This is a genomic window from Erythrobacter sp. YT30, from assembly GCF_001542875.1.
Taxonomy (GTDB): domain Bacteria; phylum Pseudomonadota; class Alphaproteobacteria; order Sphingomonadales; family Sphingomonadaceae; genus Erythrobacter.
This window is the reverse complement of record NZ_LMAF01000001.1, coordinates 459,179-483,544: the sequence shown is the minus strand read 5'-3', so window position 1 is coordinate 483,544 and position 24,366 is coordinate 459,179. Positions and strand designations below refer to the sequence as shown.

At 56.5% G+C, this 24,366-nt stretch carries 23 protein-coding genes; 7 read left to right on the top strand and 16 right to left on the bottom strand.

What is annotated here, in order from left to right; genetic code table 11:
• Positions 1 to 24: 24 nt before the first annotated feature.
• Positions 25 to 447: a hypothetical protein gene (locus AUC45_RS02260; RefSeq protein WP_067597545.1), complete on the bottom strand. Its 423-nt coding sequence runs from the start codon at positions 445 to 447 to the stop codon at positions 25 to 27.
• Positions 444 to 1,886: a 2-oxo acid dehydrogenase subunit E2 gene (locus AUC45_RS02255; RefSeq protein WP_067597542.1), complete on the bottom strand. Its 1,443-nt coding sequence runs from the start codon at positions 1,884 to 1,886 to the stop codon at positions 444 to 446. Before AUC45_RS02255 ends, AUC45_RS02260 begins: the two co-directional genes overlap by 4 nt.
• A gap of 119 nt (positions 1,887 to 2,005) precedes the next feature.
• Here AUC45_RS02255 and AUC45_RS02250 point away from each other — a divergent pair, with 119 nt between their 5' ends.
• The gene (locus AUC45_RS02250) at positions 2,006 to 2,458 is read left to right on the top strand and encodes a universal stress protein (protein ID WP_067597539.1); all 453 of its coding nucleotides are present in this window, start codon (positions 2,006 to 2,008) and stop codon (positions 2,456 to 2,458) included.
• Between the two features lie 43 nt (positions 2,459 to 2,501).
• Here the strand turns inward: AUC45_RS02250 and AUC45_RS02245 are convergent, their stop codons facing one another.
• The 9 genes from AUC45_RS02245 to radA form a co-directional block, all read right to left on the bottom strand.
• Positions 2,502 to 3,017, bottom strand: coding sequence for a peroxiredoxin-like family protein (locus AUC45_RS02245; protein ID WP_067597536.1), 516 nt, complete (start codon positions 3,015 to 3,017; stop codon positions 2,502 to 2,504).
• A 65-nt stretch (positions 3,018 to 3,082) separates the two neighbouring features.
• Positions 3,083 to 5,395 (bottom strand): ribonuclease R, encoded by a 2,313-nt coding sequence (rnr, locus tag AUC45_RS02240; protein ID WP_067597533.1) that lies wholly within the window; start codon positions 5,393 to 5,395, stop codon positions 3,083 to 3,085.
• A gap of 57 nt (positions 5,396 to 5,452) precedes the next feature.
• Positions 5,453 to 6,997, bottom strand: coding sequence for a proline--tRNA ligase (proS, locus tag AUC45_RS02235; RefSeq protein ID WP_067597530.1), 1,545 nt, complete (start codon positions 6,995 to 6,997; stop codon positions 5,453 to 5,455).
• A 49-nt stretch (positions 6,998 to 7,046) separates the two neighbouring features.
• Complete coding sequence (phaR, locus tag AUC45_RS02230) at positions 7,047 to 7,616, bottom strand: polyhydroxyalkanoate synthesis repressor PhaR (protein ID WP_067597527.1); 570 nt, start codon at positions 7,614 to 7,616, stop codon at positions 7,047 to 7,049.
• A gap of 65 nt (positions 7,617 to 7,681) precedes the next feature.
• The gene (alr, locus tag AUC45_RS02225; protein WP_067597524.1) at positions 7,682 to 8,722 is read right to left on the bottom strand and encodes an alanine racemase; all 1,041 of its coding nucleotides are present in this window, start codon (positions 8,720 to 8,722) and stop codon (positions 7,682 to 7,684) included.
• The gene (locus AUC45_RS02220) at positions 8,709 to 10,376 is read right to left on the bottom strand and encodes an MFS transporter (RefSeq protein ID WP_067597521.1); all 1,668 of its coding nucleotides are present in this window, start codon (positions 10,374 to 10,376) and stop codon (positions 8,709 to 8,711) included. The genes alr and AUC45_RS02220 overlap by 14 nt, the downstream gene beginning before the upstream one ends.
• Positions 10,377 to 10,430: 54 nt before the next feature.
• On the bottom strand, positions 10,431 to 10,880 hold the full coding sequence (locus AUC45_RS02215) for an iron-sulfur cluster assembly scaffold protein (RefSeq protein ID WP_067597518.1): 450 nt from the start codon (positions 10,878 to 10,880) through the stop codon (positions 10,431 to 10,433).
• Entirely contained in the window at positions 10,877 to 11,407 is a 531-nt protein-coding gene (locus AUC45_RS02210) for a CvpA family protein (RefSeq protein ID WP_067597515.1), read from the bottom strand. The genes AUC45_RS02215 and AUC45_RS02210 overlap by 4 nt, the downstream gene beginning before the upstream one ends.
• 31 nt (positions 11,408 to 11,438) lie before the next feature.
• Complete coding sequence (radA, locus tag AUC45_RS02205; RefSeq protein WP_067597512.1) at positions 11,439 to 12,806, bottom strand: DNA repair protein RadA; 1,368 nt, start codon at positions 12,804 to 12,806, stop codon at positions 11,439 to 11,441.
• A 71-nt stretch (positions 12,807 to 12,877) separates the two neighbouring features.
• Between radA and AUC45_RS02200 the strand changes: the two genes are divergently transcribed.
• Entirely contained in the window at positions 12,878 to 15,196 is a 2,319-nt protein-coding gene (locus tag AUC45_RS02200) for a patatin-like protein (RefSeq protein WP_067597509.1), read from the top strand.
• A gap of 13 nt (positions 15,197 to 15,209) precedes the next feature.
• Here the strand turns inward: AUC45_RS02200 and AUC45_RS02195 are convergent, their stop codons facing one another.
• The 3 genes from AUC45_RS02195 to dnaK form a co-directional block, all read right to left on the bottom strand.
• Positions 15,210 to 16,103: an MBL fold metallo-hydrolase gene (locus AUC45_RS02195; RefSeq protein WP_067597506.1), complete on the bottom strand. Its 894-nt coding sequence runs from the start codon at positions 16,101 to 16,103 to the stop codon at positions 15,210 to 15,212.
• A gap of 65 nt (positions 16,104 to 16,168) precedes the next feature.
• On the bottom strand, positions 16,169 to 17,305 hold the full coding sequence (dnaJ, locus tag AUC45_RS02190; RefSeq protein ID WP_067597503.1) for a molecular chaperone DnaJ: 1,137 nt from the start codon (positions 17,303 to 17,305) through the stop codon (positions 16,169 to 16,171).
• Positions 17,306 to 17,393: 88 nt separating this feature from the next.
• Positions 17,394 to 19,334, bottom strand: a complete 1,941-nt coding sequence (dnaK, locus tag AUC45_RS02185) for a molecular chaperone DnaK (protein WP_067597500.1) — start codon at positions 19,332 to 19,334, stop codon at positions 17,394 to 17,396.
• 188 nt (positions 19,335 to 19,522) lie between these two features.
• On the opposite strand from dnaK, the gene AUC45_RS02180 reads away from it, so the two are divergent.
• The 3 genes from AUC45_RS02180 (at position 19,523) to AUC45_RS02170 (ending at position 21,221) form a co-directional block, all read left to right on the top strand.
• Positions 19,523 to 20,023, top strand: a complete 501-nt coding sequence (locus AUC45_RS02180; RefSeq protein ID WP_233998502.1) for a copper chaperone PCu(A)C — start codon at positions 19,523 to 19,525, stop codon at positions 20,021 to 20,023.
• A 68-nt stretch (positions 20,024 to 20,091) separates the two neighbouring features.
• Positions 20,092 to 20,550: a vgr related protein gene (locus AUC45_RS02175; protein ID WP_233998501.1), complete on the top strand. Its 459-nt coding sequence runs from the start codon at positions 20,092 to 20,094 to the stop codon at positions 20,548 to 20,550.
• Between the two features lie 29 nt (positions 20,551 to 20,579).
• A complete protein-coding gene (locus tag AUC45_RS02170; protein WP_067597494.1) occupies positions 20,580 to 21,221 on the top strand; it encodes a sulfotransferase family 2 domain-containing protein in 642 nt (213 codons plus the stop codon).
• Between the two features lie 12 nt (positions 21,222 to 21,233).
• On the opposite strand, the gene grpE is transcribed toward AUC45_RS02170, so the two are convergent.
• A complete protein-coding gene (gene grpE, locus AUC45_RS02165; RefSeq protein WP_067597491.1) occupies positions 21,234 to 21,815 on the bottom strand; it encodes a nucleotide exchange factor GrpE in 582 nt (193 codons plus the stop codon).
• Positions 21,816 to 21,846: 31 nt separating this feature from the next.
• Entirely contained in the window at positions 21,847 to 22,902 is a 1,056-nt protein-coding gene (gene hrcA, locus AUC45_RS02160; protein WP_067597488.1) for a heat-inducible transcriptional repressor HrcA, read from the bottom strand.
• A gap of 107 nt (positions 22,903 to 23,009) precedes the next feature.
• Between hrcA and rph the strand changes: the two genes are divergently transcribed.
• Positions 23,010 to 23,723 (top strand): ribonuclease PH, encoded by a 714-nt coding sequence (gene rph / locus AUC45_RS02155; RefSeq protein WP_067597485.1) that lies wholly within the window; start codon positions 23,010 to 23,012, stop codon positions 23,721 to 23,723.
• Complete coding sequence (gene rdgB / locus AUC45_RS02150; RefSeq protein WP_067597481.1) at positions 23,720 to 24,358, top strand: RdgB/HAM1 family non-canonical purine NTP pyrophosphatase; 639 nt, start codon at positions 23,720 to 23,722, stop codon at positions 24,356 to 24,358. The genes rph and rdgB overlap by 4 nt, the downstream gene beginning before the upstream one ends.
• Positions 24,359 to 24,366 lie beyond the last annotated feature (8 nt).

Sequence of the window (24,366 nt, the reverse complement as noted above, 5' to 3'; positions counted from 1 at the left end):
ATCAAAGACATTCGGCGCTGCGTTTCAGCCTGCCAAATGTTCGACAAAATACTTGTGCACCCAGCCATATCGGCACGGGCCGCGATAGGCACCTTTGTAAGCTGAAGGCGTTCCGGTCCCGCAATCCACCAGATCATCGCCCGGTTTTTGATAGACGACGCCGTACCAATCCTCGTGCGCATCACACAGCGAAAGCCTTGTGCCGTTAAGCAGTCGATCGCGCTCTTTGGAGGCCGTACCAGGCGCAATGCGGACGCTTAGAAAACCATCTCCACCCCTCGTAAGGCCGTGGACTTGGCCAACGCTCGCACACGCATCATAGTTCGGCCCGTCATGGCCGACCATGATTAGGCGCTCTCCCGTCTCGATGTCCGCAGTAGCCGTCGCGGTCACAGGCAAAACGAGCAGGCTGACTACGGCAAGGAAGGAGGCAAACGCGCGCGTCAAACGACCAGCCCCATCGGGTTTTCGCAAAGTTGCTTGATCGCCTCCATCAATTGCGCACCGTCTGCGCCATCAATTGCGCGGTGATCGAAGCTGCCCGATGCGTGGAGGACTGTCGCTGGTTTAATCTCGCCATCCACAACGTAGGGCTGCTGCTGCCCTGCCCCAACCGCGAGGATCATGCCCTGCGGTGGATTGATGACTGCATCGAATTGCTTGATCCCAAACATACCGAGGTTCGAGAGGCTGGCTGTACCGCCCTGATATTCGTGAGGCAGAAGTTTCCCATCGCGCGCTTTACCCGCAAGCGTCTTCATTTCGGATGAGATGGTGGAGAGACTCTTCGTGTCAGCCTCGGTAATTACAGGCGTTATCAGGCCCGAAGGTGCTGCGACTGCTACTGATATATCGGCGCGCTTATACCGCCGCATCGTATCGCTGTGGAAGCTCACATTACATTGCGGAACACGGATCAGCGCCTTTGCGAGCGCCTTGATCAGCAAATCGTTGACCGACAGTTTGACGCCATCGGGTTCAAGCGATGTGTTGAGCTGTTTGCGAAGTTCAAGCAGCGGATCGAGCCGGATATCTATGGTGAGATAATAATGCGGTACGGTCTGCTTGCTCTCTGTCAGGCGGCGCGCGATGACCTTGCGAACGCCTGATACCTTTTCTTCTTCGAATGGAGCACCGTGATCCGGTGTTTGCACTGCAGGTGTTGGCGCTGGCGCACTGGCGGCGGGCGCGGGTGCAGGCGCACTGGCAGGATCAAAGCTTTCGACATCGGCCTTCACAATGCGACCATTGGGGCCTGAGCCCGTGACCGCGGACAAATCGATCCCTTTTTGTGAGGCAATCCGCTTAGCCAAAGGCGATGCGATAATGCGGCCGTCGCCGCTACCGCCAGATGATTGAGTCTGTGCGGGCGTTGGAGCTGGTGCAGGCGTTGGCGAGGAAGAGCCTCCACCCGACGAGATAGCGCTCTCCACGTCGCCCTTGGTGATTTTGCCTTTGGGGCCGGTGCCGGTCACTTGGGCAAGATCGATGCCATTTGCCTCGGCGAGTTTGCGCGCTGTGGGCGATGCCGCCGGGCCGTCTTTTGCCGCAGCTGGAGCCGGCGTTGGCGCTGGCGCTGGATCAGCGGTGGGTGCAGGCGAAGGAGCGGGATTGGCAGCCGATGCAGCCGCGTCCACATCTTCTCCGTCTTCAGCGAGCATGGCGATCACTTCGCCCACTTTCACACTCTCTGTGCCCTCTTCGACCAGTACTGAGGCAAGGACACCTTCATCGACAGCTTCAAACTCCATCGTTGCCTTGTCGGTTTCAATCTCGGCCATGATATCGCCGGATTGGATCGTATCGCCGACTTTCACCAGCCATTTGGCCAGCGTCCCTTCCTCCATAGTCGGAGACAGGGCAGGCATTTTGAGTTCGATGGGCATGAGCGTGCTAGAATCCTTACGTCCTGGGGAGAAAACCCGTTTTACGAATTCAGACGGCTTGGGCAAGCATTCGCTGGTTTTGCATTTGATTAGTTTGCTGCTAATTCACCGATACGGTTATGCGGACATTCCTGGTCGTCATCGATGAAAGCGAAGAAGCGCGTTCGGCATTGCGTTTTGCAGCGCGCCGCGCGGTCAGCGTTGAAGGGGCAGTGCAGATCCTTGCCGTGGTGCGTCAGGAAAACTTCAACGCATTTGGCGGCGTACAGGCGACAATCGAACAGGAAGCGAAAGATCGCGCCGAAATGCTCGCGCACGGTGTCGCAGGCAATCTTTTGGCAGAAAGCGGGATCATGCCCGCGATAGAAGTCAAATCAGGCAACGGGCAGAAGATCGTAACCGAGTTCCTGAACAATCACAGCGAGGTTGCTGCGCTCGTTTTGGGGGCAGCTAAGGGTAACAATCCGGGACCGCTGGTGACGTATTTCTCAGCCCATGCAGGAAACCTGCCCTGCCCGCTCTATATCATCCCGCACAATTACGACGAGAAAGACAGCGACCACTTAGCGTGATGTAACTGGCATCTGTTGCGCAAGTGGCCGCCCTGTAAGCTGATCAGGTCATAAGCCCGCGAACCGGGTAATCGTGCTCCAGGATATAGTCGATGCCTTGCAGCAATTGGTCAAAAGGCGGGCGCGTGAAAGGCGCATTTTGAACGCTTGCGAAGTAGAGCGTGCCATCCGGCCGGACAAGGAACATGCCGGGTTCAGAGAATACATCTGGTTCGTCGCTATCGTCGCGCGCTGAGGAAATGTAGAGGCCCCATTCCCGGGCGGTCTCTTCGCTCATCCCATATGCGAGCGGCACATCGCCGGTATGCCATTTTTCGTGGATTTGCATCGCGCGTTCTTTTGAATCCATTGACACTGCAACCACGTTGACGCCTCGCTCGGTAAACTTGTCGAGCTTTTCAGAAAGGTCTTTCAGCTGGCTTCGGCAGACAGGGCAATGCAGGCCGCGATAAAACACAACGAGTGTAAAATTGTCGGGATGCTGCTTGGCAAGATCGTAGCGCGCGCCAATGGTAAGCGGCAGATCCAAGGCGGGGACTTTACTGTCTGGTTTGATCATGAGGTATCTCCTTTACCTTTTAGTATATTCGAACCCTCGATCCGTTCCGATACTCCTTGGCAGAGCTATTTTCGCTTTCTTCCTTGATGGCGAATGTTTTTCGGGCGCCCGCGCTTTCCAATTGCGTACTTGCCAGCTTTCCTGGGGCCGCCACGCCCGTTTGGCTTGGAGCCACCTCTTGAGGCGCGTTCGGGTCTTTTGCCGCGCGGCTCGATTGTCTGCGCATCAGCATCCTCGAGCACGAATTTGAGAGCACCTGTCAAAGCATTGGCCTCTGCCAGTTTAAGCTTCAGTCTGTCACCTGCAGCATATCGGGTGCCGGTATCCTCGCCGATAAGTGCTTGAGCTGCTTCGTCATGGCGGAAATATTCGCGGCCCAAGGTCGAAATGGGGACAAGGCCATCACCACCCAAACCATCGATAGTAGCGAAGAAGCCGAAGCCTTGAACGCCGGTAATCCTTGTATCGAAGACCTCGCCCACCCGGTTGGACAGCCATGCAGCGACATAGCGATCGGTGGTGTCACGCTCGGCTTCCATCGCGCGGCGCTCAGTCTGGCTGATTGCGTCGGAGATTTCCTGAAGACTGGCGCGATCCTTATCCGAGAGGCCGGTCTTAGGCGGCATCCCGTTTGAGGGCTCGGGTTGCTCAAGCTTATACGCATCAACCAGTGCGCGATGGACGAGCAAATCAGCATAGCGCCGAATGGGCGATGTAAAATGCGCATATGATCCAAGCGCCAGTCCAAAATGCCCCGAATTGGCCGGCCCATAATAGGCCTGCATCTGGCTACGCAGCACCGCTTCCATAACTTGCGCTTTTTCGGATTCGTCGGTCACATCCTTCAGCATCCGATTGAACAGGCTGGGCGTCACAACTTGGCCAAGAGCCAGCTTCTTATCCATCGTCGCGAGATAATCGCGCAGCGCAATCAGCTTCTCGCGCGCCGGTGTTTCGTGGACGCGGTAAACGACCGGGGACGATTTCGCCTCAAGTGCCTTTGCCGCTGCGACGTTGGCAGCGATCATGAAATCTTCGACAACGCGGTGAGCATCGAGCCGCTCTCGCACCGCTATTTCTGCGATCCGGCCCTCGTCATCGAGCTGCACGCGACGTTCAGGCAAGTCGAGATCAAGCGGCTCGCGTTTAGCTCGCGCGTGGGCGAGCGCAGCCCATGCTTCCCATAAATGCTGCAAATGCACTGGCGCATCGCCTTTATCGATCGCGGCCTGCGCATCCTCGTACGCGATGTTGTGGTGAATGCGCACAAGAGCACGCGTGAAACGGAAATGCGTGACTTTCCCTTCACCGCTGATTTTCAGGTGACACGCCATCGCCGCACGCGTTTCGTCTTCGCGCAGCGAGCACATATCGGCTGACAGCAATTCGGGAAGCATCGGCACAACCCTGTCCGGGAAATAGACTGAATTGCCGCGCTTTCTGGCCTCCTTGTCGAGAGCAGAGCCTGGACGGACGTAAAAACTGACATCGGCAATTGCGACGAGGGCGTTGAAGCCGCCTTCTCCGTCAGGCTCGGCCCAGATCGCATCGTCGTGATCCCGGGCATCGGCGGGGTCGATCGCGACAATGGGGAGGTGCCGAAGGTCTTCGCGCTTTTCCTCGCTGAGAGTGAGTTCGGCTGCCTGTCCGGCTTCCTCAATCACCTTTTCAGGAAAGACATGCGGGATGCCGTGTTTTGCGATGGCAATCAGGCTGAAACTTTTGGGGGCAAGCGGATCCCCGATCACCTCGATTACATTGACGCCGGATCGCTCAGAACGACCTGCGCGTTCTGCCAGAACCAATTGTCCTTCTTCTGCTTCGCCGAGATCGCTGATGCGCGCCGATTGGCGGACGCGTTTGTCGACGGGTGCGAGCCATGCCTTATTCGAGGCGTCGATTTCGACGACGCCTAAAAGGCCCTCAGTTCGCGCGGGCAGTTTTTTGATTGGGTAGGCGGACCAATTGCCGTCTGTTTCTTCGGTGCGGGCAAGGACCCTGTCGCCTACTTTCAATGCCGGTGTGCGCTTTGCGCCGCGGTCTTTGGCTTCTTTGATGGTGAGCCGCGGTGGCTTGCCGGGCGCTTCCGGGTCCCAATTGTCTGGTTGCGCGACGGGTTCACCATCCTCGATTTCGACAACGCGCAGCACCGTGACTTTGGGAATGCCGCCCATGCGGTGATATGCCGATTTGCGCCCATCGATCAGACCTTCTTCGGCCATGTCTTTTAGCAACCGCTTGAGGGCGATTTTCTCCTGGCCTTTGAGGCCAAAAGCCTTTGCGATTTCGCGCTTACCAGCAGCGCTGTCAGAAGTCTGGATGAACTCGAGAACCTGCTGACGCGTAGGCAGACCCTGTATGTGCTTCTTTTTCTTCATTGCTCGCGCCTTAGCCGTACTGCCTCAGCTTGTCGAAGCGAGAACGAATTTGAAGCCTCAATAAGCCCTTGCGATCAGTATCCGTTCGACTGCCGGTTCGCCTGTGAAGATGCATGCACCGTCAGCAGCTCCCGCATCGCGAGGAACATTGCGGAACGTGAGCTTTAGCGACTTGAGTTGCTCAACCACTTTTTCAAGCGCTTCGCCTGTGGGCCGTGACCATTGGACTTCGAGCCATCCCGGATACTTTGAACCTCCCTGATAGAAAGCCTCAACCTCGCCCCATTCCTTGATACCGCGTGTGATGTTCGCATCGCGGCGGCTCGCAGCTTCGGCGAAAAGTGATGCTTGAATGTCTTCGAGCAATGACGCGGCTTGAGATGCAAACTTTTCGCGCGCGATGAATTGCATGTTTGGCTTGCCGCTATCAGCATTCCACAAGGCATCGCGGCGCAGCATAGCGACTTTGCCGCCTTCCATATCTCGCGGACCAACTTCCAGGATTATCGGCGCCCCTTTTCGCACCCAATCCCAGCGCTTGGCAGATGCTTTGCCCGGCGTCTTGTCGAGCAGGACGCGGACGGGCTCACCCATTGCTGATTGCGAAGCAAGTGAGGCGCGCACTTCCTCGCAATAGGAAAGCACCGCTTCATCTTCCGGCTTATCGCGCAGCATTGGGAGAATCACGATTTGATGCGGCGCAATGCGGGGTGGAACGCGCAGGCCATCATCATCGCCGTGCGTCATGATGACCCCTCCGATCATGCGAGTGGAAACGCCCCAACTGGTCGTATGCGCAAACTGCTGTGTGCCTTCTCGGTCCTGATATTGGATACCGGCTGCCTCAGCAAAATTGGTGCCGAGATAATGCGATGTGCCCGCCTGAAGAGCTTTGCCATCCTGCATCATGGCCTCGATCGACCAGGTTTCCACCGCACCTGGAAAACGCTCATTTTCGGGCTTTTCACCGGCGATCACAGGGAGAGCGAGGTCTTCCTCCGCGCAGGCGCGATACATCTCAAGCGCGCGTTCGGTCTCCGATTTTGCATCGCCGGGTGTGGCATGGGCCGTGTGCCCTTCCTGCCAGAGAAACTCGCTCGTGCGCAGAAACATTCGCGTGCGCATTTCCCAACGCACCACATTGCCCCATTGGTTGAGCAGAAGAGGCAAATCGCGCCAGCTCTGCACCCAGCGCGCCATCGCATCACCGATGATTGTTTCGGAAGTCGGGCGCACAACCAGAGGCTCTTCCAGCTTCGCTTCGGGATCAGGGATAAGCCCCCCTTCCCCATCCGCGATCAAACGGTGGTGCGTGACGACAGCCATTTCCTTGGCAAAGCCTTCGACATGGTCAGCTTCACGCTCAAAATTGGCGAGCGGGATGAAGATCGGGAAATAGGTGTTTTGAACGCCCGCCGCCTTTATCCGATCATCAAGCAGGCGTTGGATACGCTCCCAGATACCGTAGCCCCATGGCTTGATCACCATGCAGCCGCGGACACCCGATTCCTCGGCCATATCGGCCGCTGAGATTACTTCCTGATACCATTTGGCGAAATCGTCTTCGCGTTTGACGGTTAGCGCGTGGCGGATTTGGGACACGGAAATTCCTGCTCAATCGATGGTCTTGAAAAGCGCGCGACGCGTGGCGTTATTTGCCAAGTTCGTCCAGCTTCTTTTGCATCGCCGCCATCTGTTCGCGAAGCGCGTCAAGTTCAGCAGATGAGTTGTCGGTCTTCTGCTGTTCGCGTTTCGAAGCAGCTGCCGCGCCAGGGATAAAGGTTTCCGCCGCAGCGCGCATCATCGCCATGTTGGTTTCATGGATCGCGGCAATGGGATTGGCAGTCATGCCTTTTTCAAATGCTTCGCGGATCTTGCCCTGATTGGCGCGAAAGTTTTCCATGCTGGCTTCGAGATAGGATGGCATGAGCCCCTGCATGGAATTGCCATACATCCCAATCAACTGACGCAAAAAGCTCACCGGTAGCATTTGCTCTCCGCTTGCCTCTTCATCCATAATGATCTGGGTGAGGATCGAATGCGTGATATCCTCGCTGGATTTTGCATCGAGCACTTTAAATTCGACATTGTCGCGGACCATTTTGGCAAGGTCATCCAACGTAATGTAGCTTGATGAACTGGTATTGTAGAGCCGCCGGTTCGCATACTTTTTGATGATGATGCCATCATACCCATCGGCGGTGTCAGTTTTCTTGGCCATAAAGGTTCCCTGCTCTCAATTATGTTGCACTTAGCATCTGCACAATGTGCAGTGCAACATATTGCTCAGGACTTGCGCAAACGCGTACCAATCGTGGTCAACAATTCGTATTGCGAAAGCCCGCTTTGCTGCGCAGCATTTTTGAGATTGAAGGGCACGCTCAGCCAATCGCCCTCGCGAAGTTCGGGCGCGTCGACCAGATCGACGACGATCATATCCATCGACACCTTGCCGAGAATGGGGAGTCGTTTCTCGCCGTGCAGCAAATGGCTTCCCGGGCCGCGCGATCGCATGAACCCGTCAGCATAGCCGAGCGAAACGGTGGCAACGCGCATATCCTTCTCGGCGCGAAACTGGGCGTTGTAACCGACGGTATCACCGGCTGTAATCGTCCGGGTTTGCAGGATGGCGGCCTCGACGTGTGCGACCTGCCTGATTGAGCCATCAAGCTCAGGTCGCGGAACGCCGCCGTAGAGCGCCAGGCCCGGGCGAGTTAGGTCGAAAGCGTATGCTGATCCAAGCGCAATCCCGGCGCTGTTCGCAAGGCTTGCGCGCGCATGGGGAACAGTGTTGCGCACCTCCTCGAATGCAGCCAATTGCTGTGCATTCTTGTCGCTGTCTTCATCCGCGCAGGCGAGGTGCGACAGCAGGGTATCGATTTCGAGAGCTTGGACCGCCGAATTGCCAATTTCAGCTGGAGCGACGCCAAGGCGGTTGATCCCGGTGTCCACCATCAGGTGGCACATGCCGCCACCAGCTGCAGACCATGCGCTGGCTTGGTCTAGCGAATTGATCACTGGTGCTGCGCCGATACCCTGAGCATAGGCGATTTCGCCTGCATTGATCACGCCGTGCAGCACTGCAATTTGCTGCGCTGGCACATGCTTGGCGACCGCTTCAACTTCGCTGCAGTGTGCGACAAAAAACGCTTCGCATCCGGCGTCCCGAAGTGCAGGCACACAGGTCTCAACGCCAAGCCCATAGCAATCCGCTTTTACGGCAGCGCCAGCAGCAGCTTCTCCCGACAATGCGTCAAGGTTGCGCCAATTGTCCGCCAGCGCTGCAGTATCAACTTTTAGACGGAGTGTCGGGTCAGGCGGGTTCATCTTCGAAATCTTTAGGCGGTCCACTTGGAAGACCCCACCAAGCCACCAGCACACCAAAAGCAACGACTGCCCACGTGTACCACAGACCAGAATAGATATCACCTGTGCTCGCGACGATCACCCCGGCAATAAGCGGAAGAAATCCGCCGAGATACCCTGCGCCAATGTGATACGGAATCGACATTGAGGAGTATCGGATTTTGGGCGGAAACATTTCGGACAACAGCGCCGCGACGGATCCGTATGTCAGTGCGGACAAGAATCCCAAGCCCAAGAGAACGGCCACAATGCCAAGGAAATTTGCAGTGTCCGGCTGCTGCTTGGTGAAATCAAATCCATAGGCGCTGAGCGCTTCTCTAAGACCTGAGACGCGAGCCTTATTGGCATCTTCGCCTTCGCTCAGCCAATCGGGATCAATCGCAATTTGATCGCCGCCGACTGTCAGCGCGAGAGCTTCACCCTCATTCAACGTGTAAGTCACACCCGATGCGGTCAGCGTTTCAAGAACTTTGCCGCACGCGGTCTGTTCGCGGTCGAAAAGCTCCGCAAATGGATCGGTGACACATTCAGGCCCGCTCACAGCAACCGGATTGGCTTCCGCAGCCTTGGCCAGCGATGGATTGGCTAGACTGCCCAGCCCCCAGAACGCGGGGAACAACAGCACCAGTGTTGCAATGGCCCCGATCATGATGGGCAGTTTTCGGCCCACTTTGTCCGACCATTTGCCCACGATGACATAGAACACCATGGAAATCGCGCCTGCAACTAGCAAGAGCAGCTCAACCGCTCCGTCATCAACATGCATCGGCCCGCGCAAGAAGTTCATTCCTGAGAAGAACGCGGTGTACCAGATGGTCGTCAGGATGCCGGTTACTCCGAAGAGCGCAACGAAAATGCGCTTCTTGTTGCCCGGATAGGTGAAGCTCTCGACGAAAGGGTTGCCCGATGTTTCCCCCGCTGCCTTCATCGCCTGGAATACCGGGCTTTCCGAAAGCATCAGTCGCATCCACAAGGAGATGGCGAGCAGAAGAATTGAAAGCAGGAATGGCACCCGCCAGCCCCATTCAACGAAATCATCCGCCGGGATCAAGAACCGGCAGCCGATAATCACGAGTATCGAAAGGACGAAACCGCCGGCAACGCTGGCCTGAATATAGCTTGTGTAATATCCGCGCTTATCCGGCGGCGCGTGTTCAGCGACATAGATGGCCGCCCCACCATACTCTCCCCCAAGGGCAAGGCCCTGAATGACGCGCAGCAAGATCACGATAATGGGCGCTGCCACACCAATCGTAGCAACCGTGGGGATCAAACCGACGCCAGCAGTGGCAATCCCCATCAAGGTCACGGTGACAAGAAACGTGTATTTGCGGCCCAACCTGTCGCCCAGAAAACCAAAAAGGATCGCTCCGATCGGCCGAAATGCGAAGCCGACGGCGAACGTAGACCAGACAAGAAGCAGCGCCAGTGTATCGTTTTCGACATCGTAGAAGGCGTCTTTCAAGATGTAGGCCAGCGTTCCGTAGATAAAGAAATCGTACCATTCGAACACGGTGCCAGCGCTAGATGCACCTACGACAAGCCTGATCTCGCTGGCGCTGGGTTCGCGATCCGCAAGCGCGCCTGCTTCACTGGTTATTGGTGTCGTTGACATGGATTCCCCATTCCCATTGATCCGGACGGTTGTAGCGTGATTTGGCCTGCAGCCCTAGCTTGGCCGAGAATGAGAAGAAAGCGCATCATTGATAGCTATCCATGGAATGAGGAGCGCGCCGTGGCGGCCGGAATGCGGGAGCGCTGGTTCAAGCGCATCGAAACTGGGCCAGTCCGGAAGCGGTCCCTGGTTTTGCAACCATGCCTCAATCTGGCGAGTTGTCGCGGCAATGTCTTGCGCGCTTCGTCCTCGTGCTCCTTCTGCGAGAATGGCCGCCGAGCCTTGACCTATCGCGCAGGCTTTAACCGCCATACCGGTGCGGGTAATCGCGCCATCAGAGCGAGTTTCGACGCTAACACTGATTGCGCTCCCACAGGTTTTTGAGCGAGCCTCGCCTACAAATGGCGCGTTCTCATCAAAGGGAAATCCGTAAAGGCTTGCCGCAAGGCCCAAAAGGCGCGGCGTATAGAGTTTCGAACTGTCGCTCGCTGCTCTTGTGTTCACTCTTCTGTCGCGCTTTCTTCAGCCTCTCCGCGCAAGGCAGCGCGGCGTTCGTCGATCATGGCGACCAATTGCCGCGAAAACGCATCAGCGGCCTGATAGGTACGCGCTTCGGTGATCCATGTCGGGCGTCCTTGATAGCCCCAAACCGTATCAAAGCCGAGCACCAGAACGGAGAACGCAAATACTGTGATCAGCGCGCCCTTGACGGCGCCAAAGCCAAATCCAAGAACGCGGTCAATCGGTCCTAGGATCGAATTGCGCGATGCCTCACCCGCATTGTTCGCAATAACTTTCATCGCAGCATACGGAATGAGCAGCAAAAGCGCGAAAGCCAGGAGCGATGTTGCTGGCTGCACGTCGTAGAGCTCATCAAGCTGCTCGGTCAGCGGAGTGTGCAGATAATAGATCGAAAACGCGGCCAAAACCCATGAGGCCAGCGAAAGCACTTCTTGCACCAATCCGCGCATAAAGCCGCCGATCGCCGCAACACCAACAATGATCAGAACAAGAGCGTCAAAGCCCGCCATAGCTCACCCGTTTCAATCCCATAGGACCGGGTTATGCTGTGCGCATCACGCGGTCAACGAGGTTCGCCAATTGACCAACAGGGTTATAATTGAGTGAAGATGGCTGTACTTTGCTGTCTTTTGGCCCGAAGCCCAAGGCAAAGCCAAGCTTGGCCGCTTCTCGCACTCGCAGATCGGAATGGGAAACGGGGCGCACCTCGCCTGCGAGTGACACTTCGCCAAACCAGACTGATTTGTCGGGCAGCGGCTTGTCTGCGAGCGCCGACACGAGAGCGGCGGCCACGGCGAGATCGGCTGCCGGATCGGAGAGCCGATATCCGCCCGCAATATTGAGATAAACCTCGGCCGAGGAAAAATTGAGCCCGCAGCGCGATTCCAGCACGGCAAGAAGCATTGCCAGCCTGCCATTGTCCCATCCCACAACTGCACGGCGCGGTGTTGCGCCCGATTGAAGCCGTACAATTAGCGCCTGAATCTCCACCAGCACCGGCCGCGTTCCTTCAAGCGCTGGGAAAACGGAGCTTCCTGCCAATGGTTGATCGCGGCCAGAGAGGAACAGCATTGAAGGGTTAGAAACTTCCTCCAGCCCCTCGCTCGCCATTGAGAACACACCGATTTCATCCACTGCACCGAAACGGTTCTTTAGCGCACGCAAAATGCGGTATTGGTGTGAGCGCTCGCCTTCAAAACTCATCACCACATCGACCATGTGTTCAAGCACGCGGGGCCCGGCGATATTGCCATCCTTGGTCACATGCCCAACCAGCACGAGCGCGGTTCCATGCTCTTTTGCAAAACGGATCAATTCGAGAGCACACCCGCGCACCTGGCTGACAGTGCCCGGTGCACCTTCGATAGTGTCGGAGTGCATGGTTTGGATTGAATCAATGACAAGCAAAGCAGGTGGCTCGCCTGATCCCAGAGTGGTGAGGATATCGCGCACCGACGTTTCGGATGCGAGCCTGATCGGCGCATCGGCAACCCCCAGTCGTGTTGCGCGAAGACGCACCTGGCCCGCTGCTTCTTCGCCGCTTACGTAGACGACATCATTTCCGCCTCTCGCAATGGTAGCCGCTGTCTGAAGCAGCAGGGTTGATTTTCCGATGCCCGGATCACCGCCCATAAGAACGGCAGAACCGGGCACCAGCCCTCCTCCCAGCGCTCTATCAAACTCGGCAAGCCCGGTGGATTTGCGAACGGGCAATTCAGTCGGTTTGTTGAGAGGCACAAACTCAATGCCGCGTCCCCCGCGAGACAAATCATGCTTTTGCGAGAAGACCGTTGCAGGAGCATCTTCGGTGAGAGTGTTCCATTCCCCGCATTCCCCGCATTGCCCCTGCCAGCGCGGAGTTACCGAGCCACAATTTGCGCAAACATATCGCTTTTTCGCCTTAGCCATGCACAGCCCCTAGCGAGAACAGAGTGTGAACGCAATTGCATCACAGGCGGCTTTCCCCTTACAGGTTGGTAATGCGGCAGAAGGAACTCAGGCTTGCTCTGGTGTGCTATGGCGGGGTGAGCCTGGCCGTTTACATGCACGGCATCACAAAAGAGGTGTGGCACCTCGCGCGAGCAAGCCGGGCTTATCATGAAAATGGCAATGGCGAGCTGGACGGCGTTGCTGGTGTCTACTGCGAGCTGTTTCAGACGATCGAAGCACAAAATGAGCTGAAGCTGCGCGTCCTGCCTGATATCCTTACCGGCGCAAGTGCGGGCGGGATCAATGCAGTCTTCCTTGCGCATGCCCTTCATTCGGGCTTTTCGCTCGAGCCGCTGACCGATTTGTGGCTCGTCAATGCAGATGTTAGCGAGCTGACAGATCCCGAAGCGGAGCCCATGTGGCGCTATGCCAAAATCTGGGCGCAGCCGATTGCGGACTGGTTCTTAAAGCGCCCCGGCAATGTGGTCAGCGAAACAGTCTCGCCCGAAACCCGCGCGGAGGTTCGACACAAGGTGTCACGCCTTGTGCGCGGCCGCTGGTTCAGCCCACCATTTTCGGGCGATAGGTTTTCATCCATGCTGTTCGAAGCGTTTGAAAGCATGGCGGCTGCACCTGCTGAAACACCGCTGCTGCCTCCCGGCCACCCCGTCGATCTGTTCGTCACAGCCACCGATTTTCGCGGACACACAGAATTGCTGCGATTGAATTCGCCCGACGTTGTTGAAGAAACCGAACATCGCATGCCAATCGCCTTCCAGAAGAGGGTCGGAAAACAAGCAGGCACTGCGCTCGCTGATCCTCTCGAATTGGTTTTGGCAGCGCGCGCAACGGCAAGTTTTCCCGGAGCTTTTCCGCCGCTTAGGCTTGCCGAGATTGATCGGCTTGCAGGAGAAAACGCAGAGGGATGGGAAACGCGCGAGGCTTTCCTCAACCGGGTAATGCCGGTGCATTCGCGCGAAGGGACGCTCGATGAGGTGGCTCTCATTGACGGCGCTGTTCTGGTGAATGCGCCATTTGGAGCGGCGCTGGAGGCGCTCGACAGCAGACCATCACAGCGCGAAGTGGACCGACGCTTTGTCTATATCGACCCCCGCCCGGATCGCAGCCCGGCGGCAGGCACCAGCCCAACAGATCCGATCGGCTTTTTCGGCGCCATTTTTGGCTCGCTTTCCACAATCCCACGAGAGCAGCCGATTCGGGACGATCTGGAAAGAATTGAACAAAAGTCGCGTCACGCTGCGCGGCTGACGGGCATTGTGAAGGGCCTCCGCCCAGAAATTGATCGCGTTGTTGAAAGGCTGTTTGGCCGTACGTTCTTCCTCAATCACCCCACCTCAAAACGCCTCGCCAATTGGCGAGCAAAGGCACATCAGGCGGCCGTCGATAGAGCCGGATACGCTTTCAGTGCATACGCTCAGATAAAGTTCACTGGTATTATCGAGCATATGGCGGAGATCGCTTTCAAGGCAGCGCCCGAACTGAATTTGCCCGACTGCGACCGGGTCAGCCAGGCAATCCGCACCGAATTGCAGCACCGCGGACTGGAAGACCTGTTTGATACAGCAGGTGGCGCGAGCGAGGCTGCAATCACCTTTTTCCGCAATCATGATACGCGGTTTCGCATTCGCCGCCTGCAATTGCTCGCTCGTCGCCTTGCGCGCGACTGGGAGACCGACCCGGAAATCCCGGACTACGCGCTCGATCTGGCGCGCAGCCATATTTACGAAGCGCTCCAACTATATCAAATTGCGGAAGCCAACATGGTTGCGAGCAGAGACGTGCAAATAGCGGCGTCAAATTCGCTTACAGATCCAGGCGCGCTTATTGACTGTCTGGCGGAGCAAGTCGCGCTCGAGGAAGTCGATCCTGCCGTTGAGAGAATTTTGACCACGGCTCTTGAAGAGATGCCGCGCAATTTGAAGCGGCGCATGCTCCTTACCTATCTAGGCTTCCCATTCTACGATGTTGCGACATTGCCATTGCTTCAGAGCGATCGCTTAGTTGAATACAATCCTGTCAAAGTCGATCGCATATCACCCGATGACGCGCGCTCGATCCGCGAAGGGGGCACGCAAGACACATTGCGAGGGATTGAGTTCTATAATTTCGGCGCGTTCTTCAGCCGCGCCTATCGCGAAAACGATTACCTGTGGGGCAGGTTGCACGGGGCCGAACGGATGATCGACCTGGTGTGCTCAACCGTCGAAGACACCGTAGACGAAGCGGTTATCCGCAACGCCAAGCGCGATGCTTTCCTCGCGATCCTTGATGAAGAAGCGCAGGCCGGTAGATGTCAAAAAGGGCTTCTCGACACGCTCAAGGCCGAGGTTCTCGCCAAGTTCAGCTGACTGAGTGCTTGCGCTAGCGTTCTGCGCTGTTCCAGATCGCGGTGACGAACGCGTCTGCATCGATAAATCCGCCCTCGCCCCTGTCAAAATCGGACAAGACCTGTTCTGACAGGATTTCCTCCAGCGTTGCGCCTTCATCAGCCATCGCATCCACTCGCGATACAGCCTCGCCGATCATCGCTCGATACGCGATCAACTCCGCCTTGTCAGACATGGGCCCATGACCGGGAATGACTGCCGTTTCATCGTCAATCATTCCGATCACCAGATCGAGTGATTGCATGGCATTGTAGACGCTGCCTCCGGATTTGACGTCGATGAAGGGATAGCCGGGTATCTTGAAATAGAGATCACCCATGTGAACCACGTTCTTTTCTTCCCAGATCACGACGCTGTCGCCATCGGTATGCCCACCACCCAGGAACATCAGGTTCATCGTGTCCCCATTGAGATGCATACGCAGCCCCTGCCCATAGGTAACGATCGGCAGAGCTTCTTTTGGTGCAGGAGGGGTCACATTGCCCGCGGCCTCACCCCCGCTCGCCATACGAACACGCACGTTGTCATGCGCGAAGATGGTCGCTCCGGTTTTGCCGAAGTGTTCGTTGCCGCCCGTGTGATCGAAATGCCAATGCGTGTTGATCACGTATTTGACAGGCGTTGCACCGAGCTCGGCAATTGCAGCTTCAATCTTGCCAGACAGCGGAGCGAATTGATCATCGATGATGACGGTCGCATCTTCGCCATGGCTAACCCCGATGTTTCCGCCCGCGCCAAACAGAACGGCCACACCCGGTGCCACTTCCTCTGAGGTGACTTCTACGTCGTCGAGATTTCGTTGAGCGATGGCTGCACAGGGCAGCGTTATGACGGTGGTGGCAAGCGCGAGGGCTGCAATCCTAAGCATAAGTCTCTCTCCCGTTGAAGAGAATGCTTAAGCTTGGGCGTCAGCGGTGTCGAGCAAAAGCGAGTTTACGTCCCGAACGCGTCTTTCAATTTTGAGAAGAAGCCTTTGCTTTCGGGGCATTCATCACCGGTTTCGGTTTCGCGGAACTGCTCGAGAATTTCTTTTTGCTTGCGGCTGAGTTTCGTCGGTGTCTCAACCGCGATCTCCACCACCAGATCGCCGCGACCGCGTCCTTGAAGGACTGGCATGCCGGCCCCGCGAACACGCAATTGCTTGCCCGATTGAATGCCGACCGGAATTTCGATCTTGTTAGTGCTACCGTCCATATCCGGGAATTCAACGGTTCCGCCCAGAGCTGCAGTTGTGAAGCTAACAGGAATGCGAGCGGCCAAAGTGGTGCCTTCGCGTTCGAACAGATTGTGCTGAGCCACGTGGATGAAAATATAAAGATCACCCGGAGGCGCACCGCGAGCGCCCGCCTCGCCTTTGTTCGCAAGACGGATGCGCGTGCCCGTGTCGACGCCCGGTGGAATCTCCACTTCTAACGCCTGCGGCCGATCGACACGCCCTTCCCCGCGGCACACCGCACACGGGTTTTCAATGACAACGCCGCGCCCGCTACAGGTTGGACAGGATCGTTCTACGACGAACAGGCCTTGTTTTGCGCGAACGGTGCCGCGTCCATGACACAAATTGCATGTGCGCTCGCCAGTGCCAGGCGTTGCGCCCGATCCATCGCAAGTGTCACAGCTTTGCGAAACCTCGATCTCGATCTCGGTCGATTTGCCGTGGAAGGCTTCTTCGAGCGTGATCTGCATGTCATAGCGCAAATCCGCACCGCGTCGGTTTTGCTGACGTGCCGCGCCGCCTCCGCCAAATGCGCCTCCGAAAATCGTTTCGAAGATGTCGCCGATATCGGCAAAGTCGCCAGCACCGGGGCCTCGGCCACCGCCGCCGCCATTCATGCCTTGCTGGAAAGCCTCATGGCCAAAGCGATCATAGGCTGCGCGCTTTTGCGGATCTTTGAGACAATCGTATGCCTCGTTGATCTGCTTGAATTTAGCTTCGGCTGACGTGTCATCCGGGTTTTTGTCCGGATGATACTTCATCGCCAGTTTACGATAAGCACCCTTGATCGCTGGCCCATCGGCATCGCGGGCCACACCAAGCGTATCGTAATAATCTGAAGCGGTCTGAGCCATCGGCACCTATCCCATGAAGCGAGCGGGAGCCGGATCGCGGGCGCTTGGCGCGCCGCGATCCCCTCCCGTCAGGCTTGTCATAAGGGGATCAGCCCTTGTTGTCTTCGTCTACTTCGGAGAATTCCGCATCAACGACATCGTCGTCTTCTGCTGCTTCCGGAGCCGCTTCTTCAGTTGCACCTGATGCGTCCGCTTCGGCGCTGGCTGATGCCTGCTCTTTCTCGTAAATCTGCTTGCCCATCTCCATAGCCGCTTGCGTCAGGGCCTGAGCCTTGGCGTTGATCTCTTCGGCATCGTCGCCTTCGAGAGCGGTCTTGGTTTCGGCAAGAGCGGTTTCAACCGAAGACTTGGTTTCAGCGTCGATCGCATCGCCATGTTCTTCAAGCTGCTTTTCAGTTGCGTGGACAAGGCTGTCGGCCTGATTGCGCGCTTCGGCGCTTTCGCGGCGTTTCTTGTCTTCTTCGGCGAATTTCTCAGCGTCCTGAACCATCTGATCGATGTCAGAATCGGAAAGACCGCCCGATGCCTGGATCTTGATCGTCTGTTCTTTGCCGGTGCCTTTGTCCTTGGCAGAGACGCTGACGATACCGTTCGCATCGATATCGAAGGTAACTTCAATCTGCGGGACACCGCGTGGTGCTGGCGGAATGCCGAGCAGGTCGAAGTTGCCAAGCAGCTTGTTATCAGCTGCCATTTCGCGCTCACCTTGGAAGACCTTGATCGTCACAGCGTTCTGATTGTCTTCAGCAGTCGAATAGGTCTGCGTCTTCTTCGTTGGGATCGTCGTGTTGCGATCGATCATGCGGGTAAAGACACCGCCAAGCGTTTCGATCCCGAGTGACAATGGCGTCACGTCGAGGAGCAGGACGTCCTTAACATCTCCCTGCAGAACGCCGGCCTGAATGGCAGCACCCATCGCAACGACTTCGTCAGGGTTCACGCCCGTGTGCGGTTTCGCGCCGAAGAAGTTTTCAACCACTTCGCGAACCTTGGGCATGCGCGTCATGCCGCCGACAAGGATGACCTCATCAACCTGATCTTTCGAAATGCCAGCATCCGTGAGAGCTTTCTTGCAAGGCTCAAGCGTGCGGTTGATCAGATCACTCACCAGCTTTTCAAGGTCTGAACGGCTGATCGTTTCAACCAAGTGCAGCGGCGTCGACGAACCACCTTCCATGCGAGCGGTAATGAACGGCAGGTTCACTTCCGTCGTGGCCGAGCTGGAAAGCTCAATCTTCGCCTTTTCGGCTGCTTCCTTAAGACGCTGAAGAGCCAGCTTGTCGGTCTTCAGATCCATGTTTTCCTTCTTTTTGAAGGCTTCGGCGAGGTGCTCAACAATCGCATTGTCGAAATCTTCACCGCCAAGGAAGGTGTCGCCATTGGTCGACTTCACTTCGAACACGCCATCGCCGATCTCGAGGATCGAAACGTCGAACGTGCCGCCGCCAAGGTCATATACGGCGATGGTTTTGCCGTCATCCTTGTCCATGCCGTATGCGAGAGCAGCTGCGGTTGGCTCATTGATGATGCGCAGAACTTCAAGACCTGCGATCTGACCTGCGTCCTTGGTTGCCTGACGCTGGGCATCGTTGAAGTACGCTGGAACAGTGATAACCGCCTGTTCAACCGTTTCACCGAGATAGCTTTCCGCCGTCTCTTTCATTTTTTGCAAGATGAAAGCGGAAATCTGGCTGGGCGAATACTCTTCTCCGCCTGCCTTTACCCATGCATCGCCATTCTTGCCTTTGACGATGTCATAAGGGACGATCTCCATGTCCTTCTTGGTCAGCGGATCATCGAACCGGCGACCTATTAGACGCTTGATCGCAAACAAAGTGTTATCAGGGTTAGTCACAGCCTGACGCTTTGCAGGCTGGCCGATCAGGCGCTCTTCATCCTTGGTGAACGCCACAATCGAAGGCGTCGTGCGCGCGCCTTCGGAATTTTCGATGACTTTGGGTTTGCCCCCGTCCATGACAGCAACACAGCTGTTGGTGGTGCCGAGGTCGATACCGATTACTTTTGCCATTCTTTCCCCATCCATTACAGATATTTAGGTGTCGATTGACAACAGATTGACTTTGCCACCTGCTGGTGATCAAAGCTTGCAAACTGCGCAAGCGACGAAAAACATGAGCGGGATATAGGTGCGCTTTCTCTTGGCACAAGAGATTGGCACCTCTAGTTCTATGCCGGGACACAAACAGAGGGTTTTCTGTGTTGAATACAACGGGATTTGGAAAGATAAAACTGGTTTACGGCGCGCTAGCAGCTGGCATGGCAATGGCACTTGCAGCCTGCGAAAGCGAGGCGCCGGTTGAAGCTGCACCGGAAGGTGTTGTGCCGGGCATCGAGATTGAAAATGCCCGGCTGATGCTGCCTCCCGTTTCGGGCAATCCCGCGGCTGTATATTTCGACCTTACCTATACTGGCGATCGGGGACTATCGATCAGCGGAGCCGAAGTTGAAGGTGCGGAGAAAACCGAAGTTCACGACACGATGGAATATGAATTCAAGATGCAAATGGGCGAGACTGGCCCTGTCGCAATGCGCCAAGGCGAAACGGTTTCATTCGAACCGGGCGGGAAGCACATAATGGCGTTTGGCCTCGATGAAAGCATCACGCCGGGCAGCACGGTTGAGGTGGCGATCAGAGTCTCGGGCGGCGACAAGCATAAATTCCAGGCCGAGGTTAAAGCCGCCGGGGATGAACGCTGAGCGCATCACTATCTGCCAACCAAACTGATGCCGCTCGGCCCGCTTTACCTGTAGGGTCAGAGCGGCATTTGACATCAGGCGAGGTTGCGCTGGCGCGTTCTATATTCGGCAATGCAATTGATTATGCGCCCGTCAAAATGAGACGGCGCAAATGGTTTCCCTTTCAGCCCCGCAAAGTGACCATGGCCCCGCAAGGCCACATGCATTTTCATCCAAAAGGCAACGCCTACAGCGATGACTTTGCCTCAGAGAATTTGATGCGGCAGGGGTTCTTCATCCATGAAATGACCCACATCTGGCAGGCGCAAAACCGCGGGAAATGGTATCTCGTTCTGCACCGTCATCCATTCTGTCGATATGATTACACGTTAAAGCCCGGCCAGCCTTTCACGGCTTACGGAATTGAGCAACAAGCAGAAATCGTAAAACACGCTTTTTGGCTTCGTAGTGGCGCTCAAGTTGCAGGTGTTGCCGACAAGGCCGCTTATGATGTGTTGGTGCGCTTTCCTGGGGCGGCGGCAGGTTAAACGCGGGGTCAATAAACGGAATTGTCCAGATGACTGTCGTTCTCAAAAACAAGAAGCTTTTCTATGCCGCGATCCCGAAGGTCGCTTGCACATCGATCAAGCGGATGCTGTTCGAGGTTGAGAACGGATTTGCGTTCAATCCCTTCACCGCAAATGGCGAAGCCTGGCATGTCCACCGCTTCTATCCATCTCTATTACGTACAGAATTCCCCGAGCACCAGATTGCCGATTATCGCCGCCTTTTAATGGTGCGCGATCCGATTAAGAGGTTCTTGTCAGCTTACAGCAACCGAGTTGTTTTCCATGAGGACATCTCTCCCAAAGCCATTCAAAAGCTTGGACGATTTTCAAGGCTCACGCCCTCCCCCGATCTGGGGGAGTTTATTGACCGGTTTGAGAAGTATCTCGCAATCCCGATCATCAAATCGCATTGCAGGCCAATGGTCGATTTCGCAGGCGCTGATCCAGCCTACTACAGCGCGGTATACGGCATTCATCAGATGGATGCGTTCTTGGAAGACGTCTCAACCGTGGTTGGCGACACAGTCGAGGCCGGCCGCTTCCAAACAGGCGGACCAAAGCTTTCACCCGGCGAGCTGACAGCAAAGCAGATTGCGAAGCTCGAAAAATTCTACACAGCTGACTACGAAGCGTTCTCGCGGTATTTTTGAAACCGCTGCCGCTTAATCGGGCTTCTTCGCCACACCTACCATGGCTGGACGCAGAAGACGGTCCTTGATTGTCCAGCCTGCCTGCATCTCCTGGATAACGGTGCCTGGCTCGTGTTCGTCGGTGGGCACTTCCATCATGGCCTGATGATGGTTTGGATCAAGCGGCAGGCCCATTGCGGGGACGCGCTCAATGCCGTGGCCTTTGAAGACCTTTTCAAGCTCGCGCTGGGTCGCTTCGATACCGGTCACCAGCCCTTTCATCTTCTCGTCTTCGCGCAGAGTGTCAGGAATGGAATCGACAGCACGAGCAAGGTTATCCGCCACGCTCAAGATATCGCGGGCAAAGCTGGTTGCTGCATAGTTGCGCGCATCCGAAATGTCTTTTTCCATGCGGCGGCGCACATTCTGCGTTTCGGCGCGGGCATACAGCACATCCTGCTTAGCCGCTGCCAAATCTTCGCGCAGGCTGGCGAGCGCGTCATCAACGCTTTCTTCTTCCCCTGCTTCCTCGTCTCCATTGTCGAGAAACTGCTCAGGCACGTCCTGAATCTCATCAGGAACGGGCTCACATGAAGGTTTGTCGGTTTGTTCCATAAAGCCTTGGCGATCCGGTTAAAACATCGTGTTATTTGATCAATCGGCCAAGTGCTCTGGCCGTTAAATCTACCATGGGCACGACGCGTGCATAATTCAAGCGAGTGGGGCCGATGACGCCCAATACACCCACAACTCTCTCTTCGCTGTCATAGTAAGGAGAAGCAATTACGGAAGAACCCGAAAGACCAAAAAGCCTATTTTCACTTCCAATGTAAATTTGTGTAGCGCGCGCGCCGCGTGCGCTTTCCAAAAGACTTGCGACCGACTGCTTGTTTTCCAGATCATCAAGCAGCAGTCGGACACGTTCGATATCCTCAACTGCCGCTTCGTCCAATAGGTTCGCCGCACCGCGCACAATGAGGACTGGGCGTTCATTCGCATCGGTGCTCCAAACGGCAAGACCGCGTTCGACAAGATCGCGGCTCGCCGCATCAAGCTGGCTCTCACCTGCGCTGATTTCGGCCCGCATAGACTTGGATGCCTCGGCAAGCGTGCGCCCTGCCAGGCGCGCGGTGACGTAATTGCTCGCCTGCTCCAGAGCCGATGGCGGCAGCGTTGGGTCGATTTCCACGACCCTGTTCTCCACACCGCCACTCTCGCCAACAAGAACGGCAAGCGCGGTGCTTTCGTTCAGCGGCACGAGGCTAAACTGAGTGAGCTTTTCTTCGCGCGAGGGGACAAGGACCATGCCGGCCGCGCCCGATAGATCGGAAAGGACAGCGCTTGCCTGCTCCAAAGCCTTTTCAACCGGACCCGCCGCATCGAGCCGCGCCTCAATCTGTCCGCGTAAATCATCGGTAGGCTCTGCAACTCGCATCATCCCATCAACAAAAATGCGAAGACCTGCATCGGTCGGCTGACGCCCTGCGCTTGTATGAGGGGCCTCCAAAAGGCCGAGGCTTTCAAGATCGGCCAGGACGGACCGGATTGATGCCGGCGACAGATTGAGCGCGCCATCGGCTGCCAAAGTCTTTGACCCAACTGGCAGTCCGCTGTCGATATATCCCTCAACCACACGGCGAAAGATTTCGCGCGCTCGTTCTGTTAGTTCGGTGATGGGAGGAAGATCGGACGGCTTGGTCATGCGGTCAATTTAGTGTGTCTTGCCAATTCGCAAAGCCTTGCGGGTCGCATTGTTCCCAGCCAAACCGCGCCCAAGACACGAATCATAAAAGATATGGAGTTTGCTTGATGAGACCCTCTGGCCGTGCGCCTGATGAAATGCGCGCCATCACGATTGAAACCGGCTTTACCAAACATGCCGAAGGGTCCTGCCTAGTCAGTTTTGGCGATACACGCGTTCTGTGCACGGCGAGTGTTGAAGAACGGATCCCGCCATGGCTTCGCGGCAAGGGCGAAGGCTGGGTTACAGGCGAATATTCGATGCTCCCCCGCTCGACACACACGCGATCATCGCGCGAAGCGGCTCGCGGCAAGCAATCAGGCCGGACGCAGGAAATTCAGCGGCTTATCGGGCGGTCCCTACGCGCTGTAGTGGATCTGGAAAAGCTCGGCGAACGGCAGATCACTTTGGACTGTGATGTTATCCAGGCTGATGGCGGCACACGGACGGCATCGATTTCCGGCGCATGGGTAGCGTTGCGCCTTGCAGTGAATGGTTTGATGACCGCAGGCGATCTAAAAGAAGATCCCATCACGGCACAGGTCGCGGCGATTTCGTGCGGCATCTATAAGGGCACACCGGTGCTGGATCTCGATTACCCAGAAGACAGCGATGCCGATGCGGATGCGAATTTCGTGTTGATCTCGGGCGGACAGATTGCAGAAGTGCAAGCGACAGCAGAGGGCGCAACATACGATGAGGAAGGTCTGCTTCGTTTGCTAAGACTTGCCAACATGGGCTGCGATGCAATTTTCAAGGCGCAGTTGGACGCGGTGAAGTGACGGGTAACGCAACACGTCGATTGGGCGGAGGTTCGCTCGTCATTGCGACGCATAATGCGGGCAAGCTCAAAGAGATTTCCGCGCTGCTCGATCCATACGGGATGAAGTGCCTTTCCGCAGGAGCGCTTGGCCTGCCCGAACCTGCCGAGACTGGCACCACATTCGTAGAGAACGCTCTGATCAAAGCGCGTGCTGCGGCAGAAGCATCTCAGATGCCCGCATTGGCGGATGATAGCGGCCTTTCCGTCGACGCCCTTGGCGGGCGTCCCGGCGTCTACACTGCCGATTGGGCAGAGCGGCAATGGTTCGAAGGGGATCCAGGCCGCGATTGGTATATGGCGATGGGAAAGGTTGAAGGAATGCTGCAAGAGCTTGGCCCGGACACCGATCGATCAGCCGCCTTTCATTGTGTGCTCGCGATTGCCTGGCCTGATGGCGAACATGCTGTTTACGAGGGCAAATGCCCCGGCTCACTCACATGGCCGCCACGTGGAACCTTGGGATTTGGCTATGATCCGGTTTTCGCGCCTAATGGACGGACCGAGACATTCGCCGAGATCGACCCTTCAGAAAAGCACGCGATCAGCCACCGCGCTGATGCCTTTGCAAAGTTAGTTGCCGATCAGTTCGGCTAAACCAATTG

What these genes read in the sequence shown, in the direction of transcription:
- AUC45_RS02220 (WP_067597521.1), bottom strand. Translation starts at nt 10,376, where the DNA reads ATGTCAACGACACCAATAACCAGTGAAGCAGGCGCGCTTGCGGATCGC.
- AUC45_RS02200 (WP_067597509.1), top strand. Translation starts at nt 12,878, where the DNA reads ATGCGGCAGAAGGAACTCAGGCTTGCTCTGGTGTGCTATGGCGGGGTG.
- rph (WP_067597485.1), top strand. Translation starts at nt 23,010, where the DNA reads ATGAGACCCTCTGGCCGTGCGCCTGATGAAATGCGCGCCATCACGATT.
- dnaK (WP_067597500.1), bottom strand. Translation starts at nt 19,334, where the DNA reads ATGGCAAAAGTAATCGGTATCGACCTCGGCACCACCAACAGCTGTGTT.
- alr (WP_067597524.1), bottom strand. Translation starts at nt 8,722, where the DNA reads ATGAACCCGCCTGACCCGACACTCCGTCTAAAAGTTGATACTGCAGCG.
- grpE (WP_067597491.1), bottom strand. Translation starts at nt 21,815, where the DNA reads ATGGAACAAACCGACAAACCTTCATGTGAGCCCGTTCCTGATGAGATT.
- hrcA (WP_067597488.1), bottom strand. Translation starts at nt 22,902, where the DNA reads ATGACCAAGCCGTCCGATCTTCCTCCCATCACCGAACTAACAGAACGA.
- dnaJ (WP_067597503.1), bottom strand. Translation starts at nt 17,305, where the DNA reads ATGGCTCAGACCGCTTCAGATTATTACGATACGCTTGGTGTGGCCCGC.
- AUC45_RS02210 (WP_067597515.1), bottom strand. Translation starts at nt 11,407, where the DNA reads ATGGCGGGCTTTGACGCTCTTGTTCTGATCATTGTTGGTGTTGCGGCG.
- AUC45_RS02255 (WP_067597542.1), bottom strand. Translation starts at nt 1,886, where the DNA reads ATGCCCATCGAACTCAAAATGCCTGCCCTGTCTCCGACTATGGAGGAA.
- AUC45_RS02195 (WP_067597506.1), bottom strand. Translation starts at nt 16,103, where the DNA reads ATGCTTAGGATTGCAGCCCTCGCGCTTGCCACCACCGTCATAACGCTG.
- AUC45_RS02245 (WP_067597536.1), bottom strand. Translation starts at nt 3,017, where the DNA reads ATGATCAAACCAGACAGTAAAGTCCCCGCCTTGGATCTGCCGCTTACC.
- phaR (WP_067597527.1), bottom strand. Translation starts at nt 7,616, where the DNA reads ATGGCCAAGAAAACTGACACCGCCGATGGGTATGATGGCATCATCATC.
- rnr (WP_067597533.1), bottom strand. Translation starts at nt 5,395, where the DNA reads ATGAAGAAAAAGAAGCACATACAGGGTCTGCCTACGCGTCAGCAGGTT.
- radA (WP_067597512.1), bottom strand. Translation starts at nt 12,806, where the DNA reads ATGGCTAAGGCGAAAAAGCGATATGTTTGCGCAAATTGTGGCTCGGTA.
- AUC45_RS02250 (WP_067597539.1), top strand. Translation starts at nt 2,006, where the DNA reads ATGCGGACATTCCTGGTCGTCATCGATGAAAGCGAAGAAGCGCGTTCG.
- AUC45_RS02170 (WP_067597494.1), top strand. Translation starts at nt 20,580, where the DNA reads ATGACTGTCGTTCTCAAAAACAAGAAGCTTTTCTATGCCGCGATCCCG.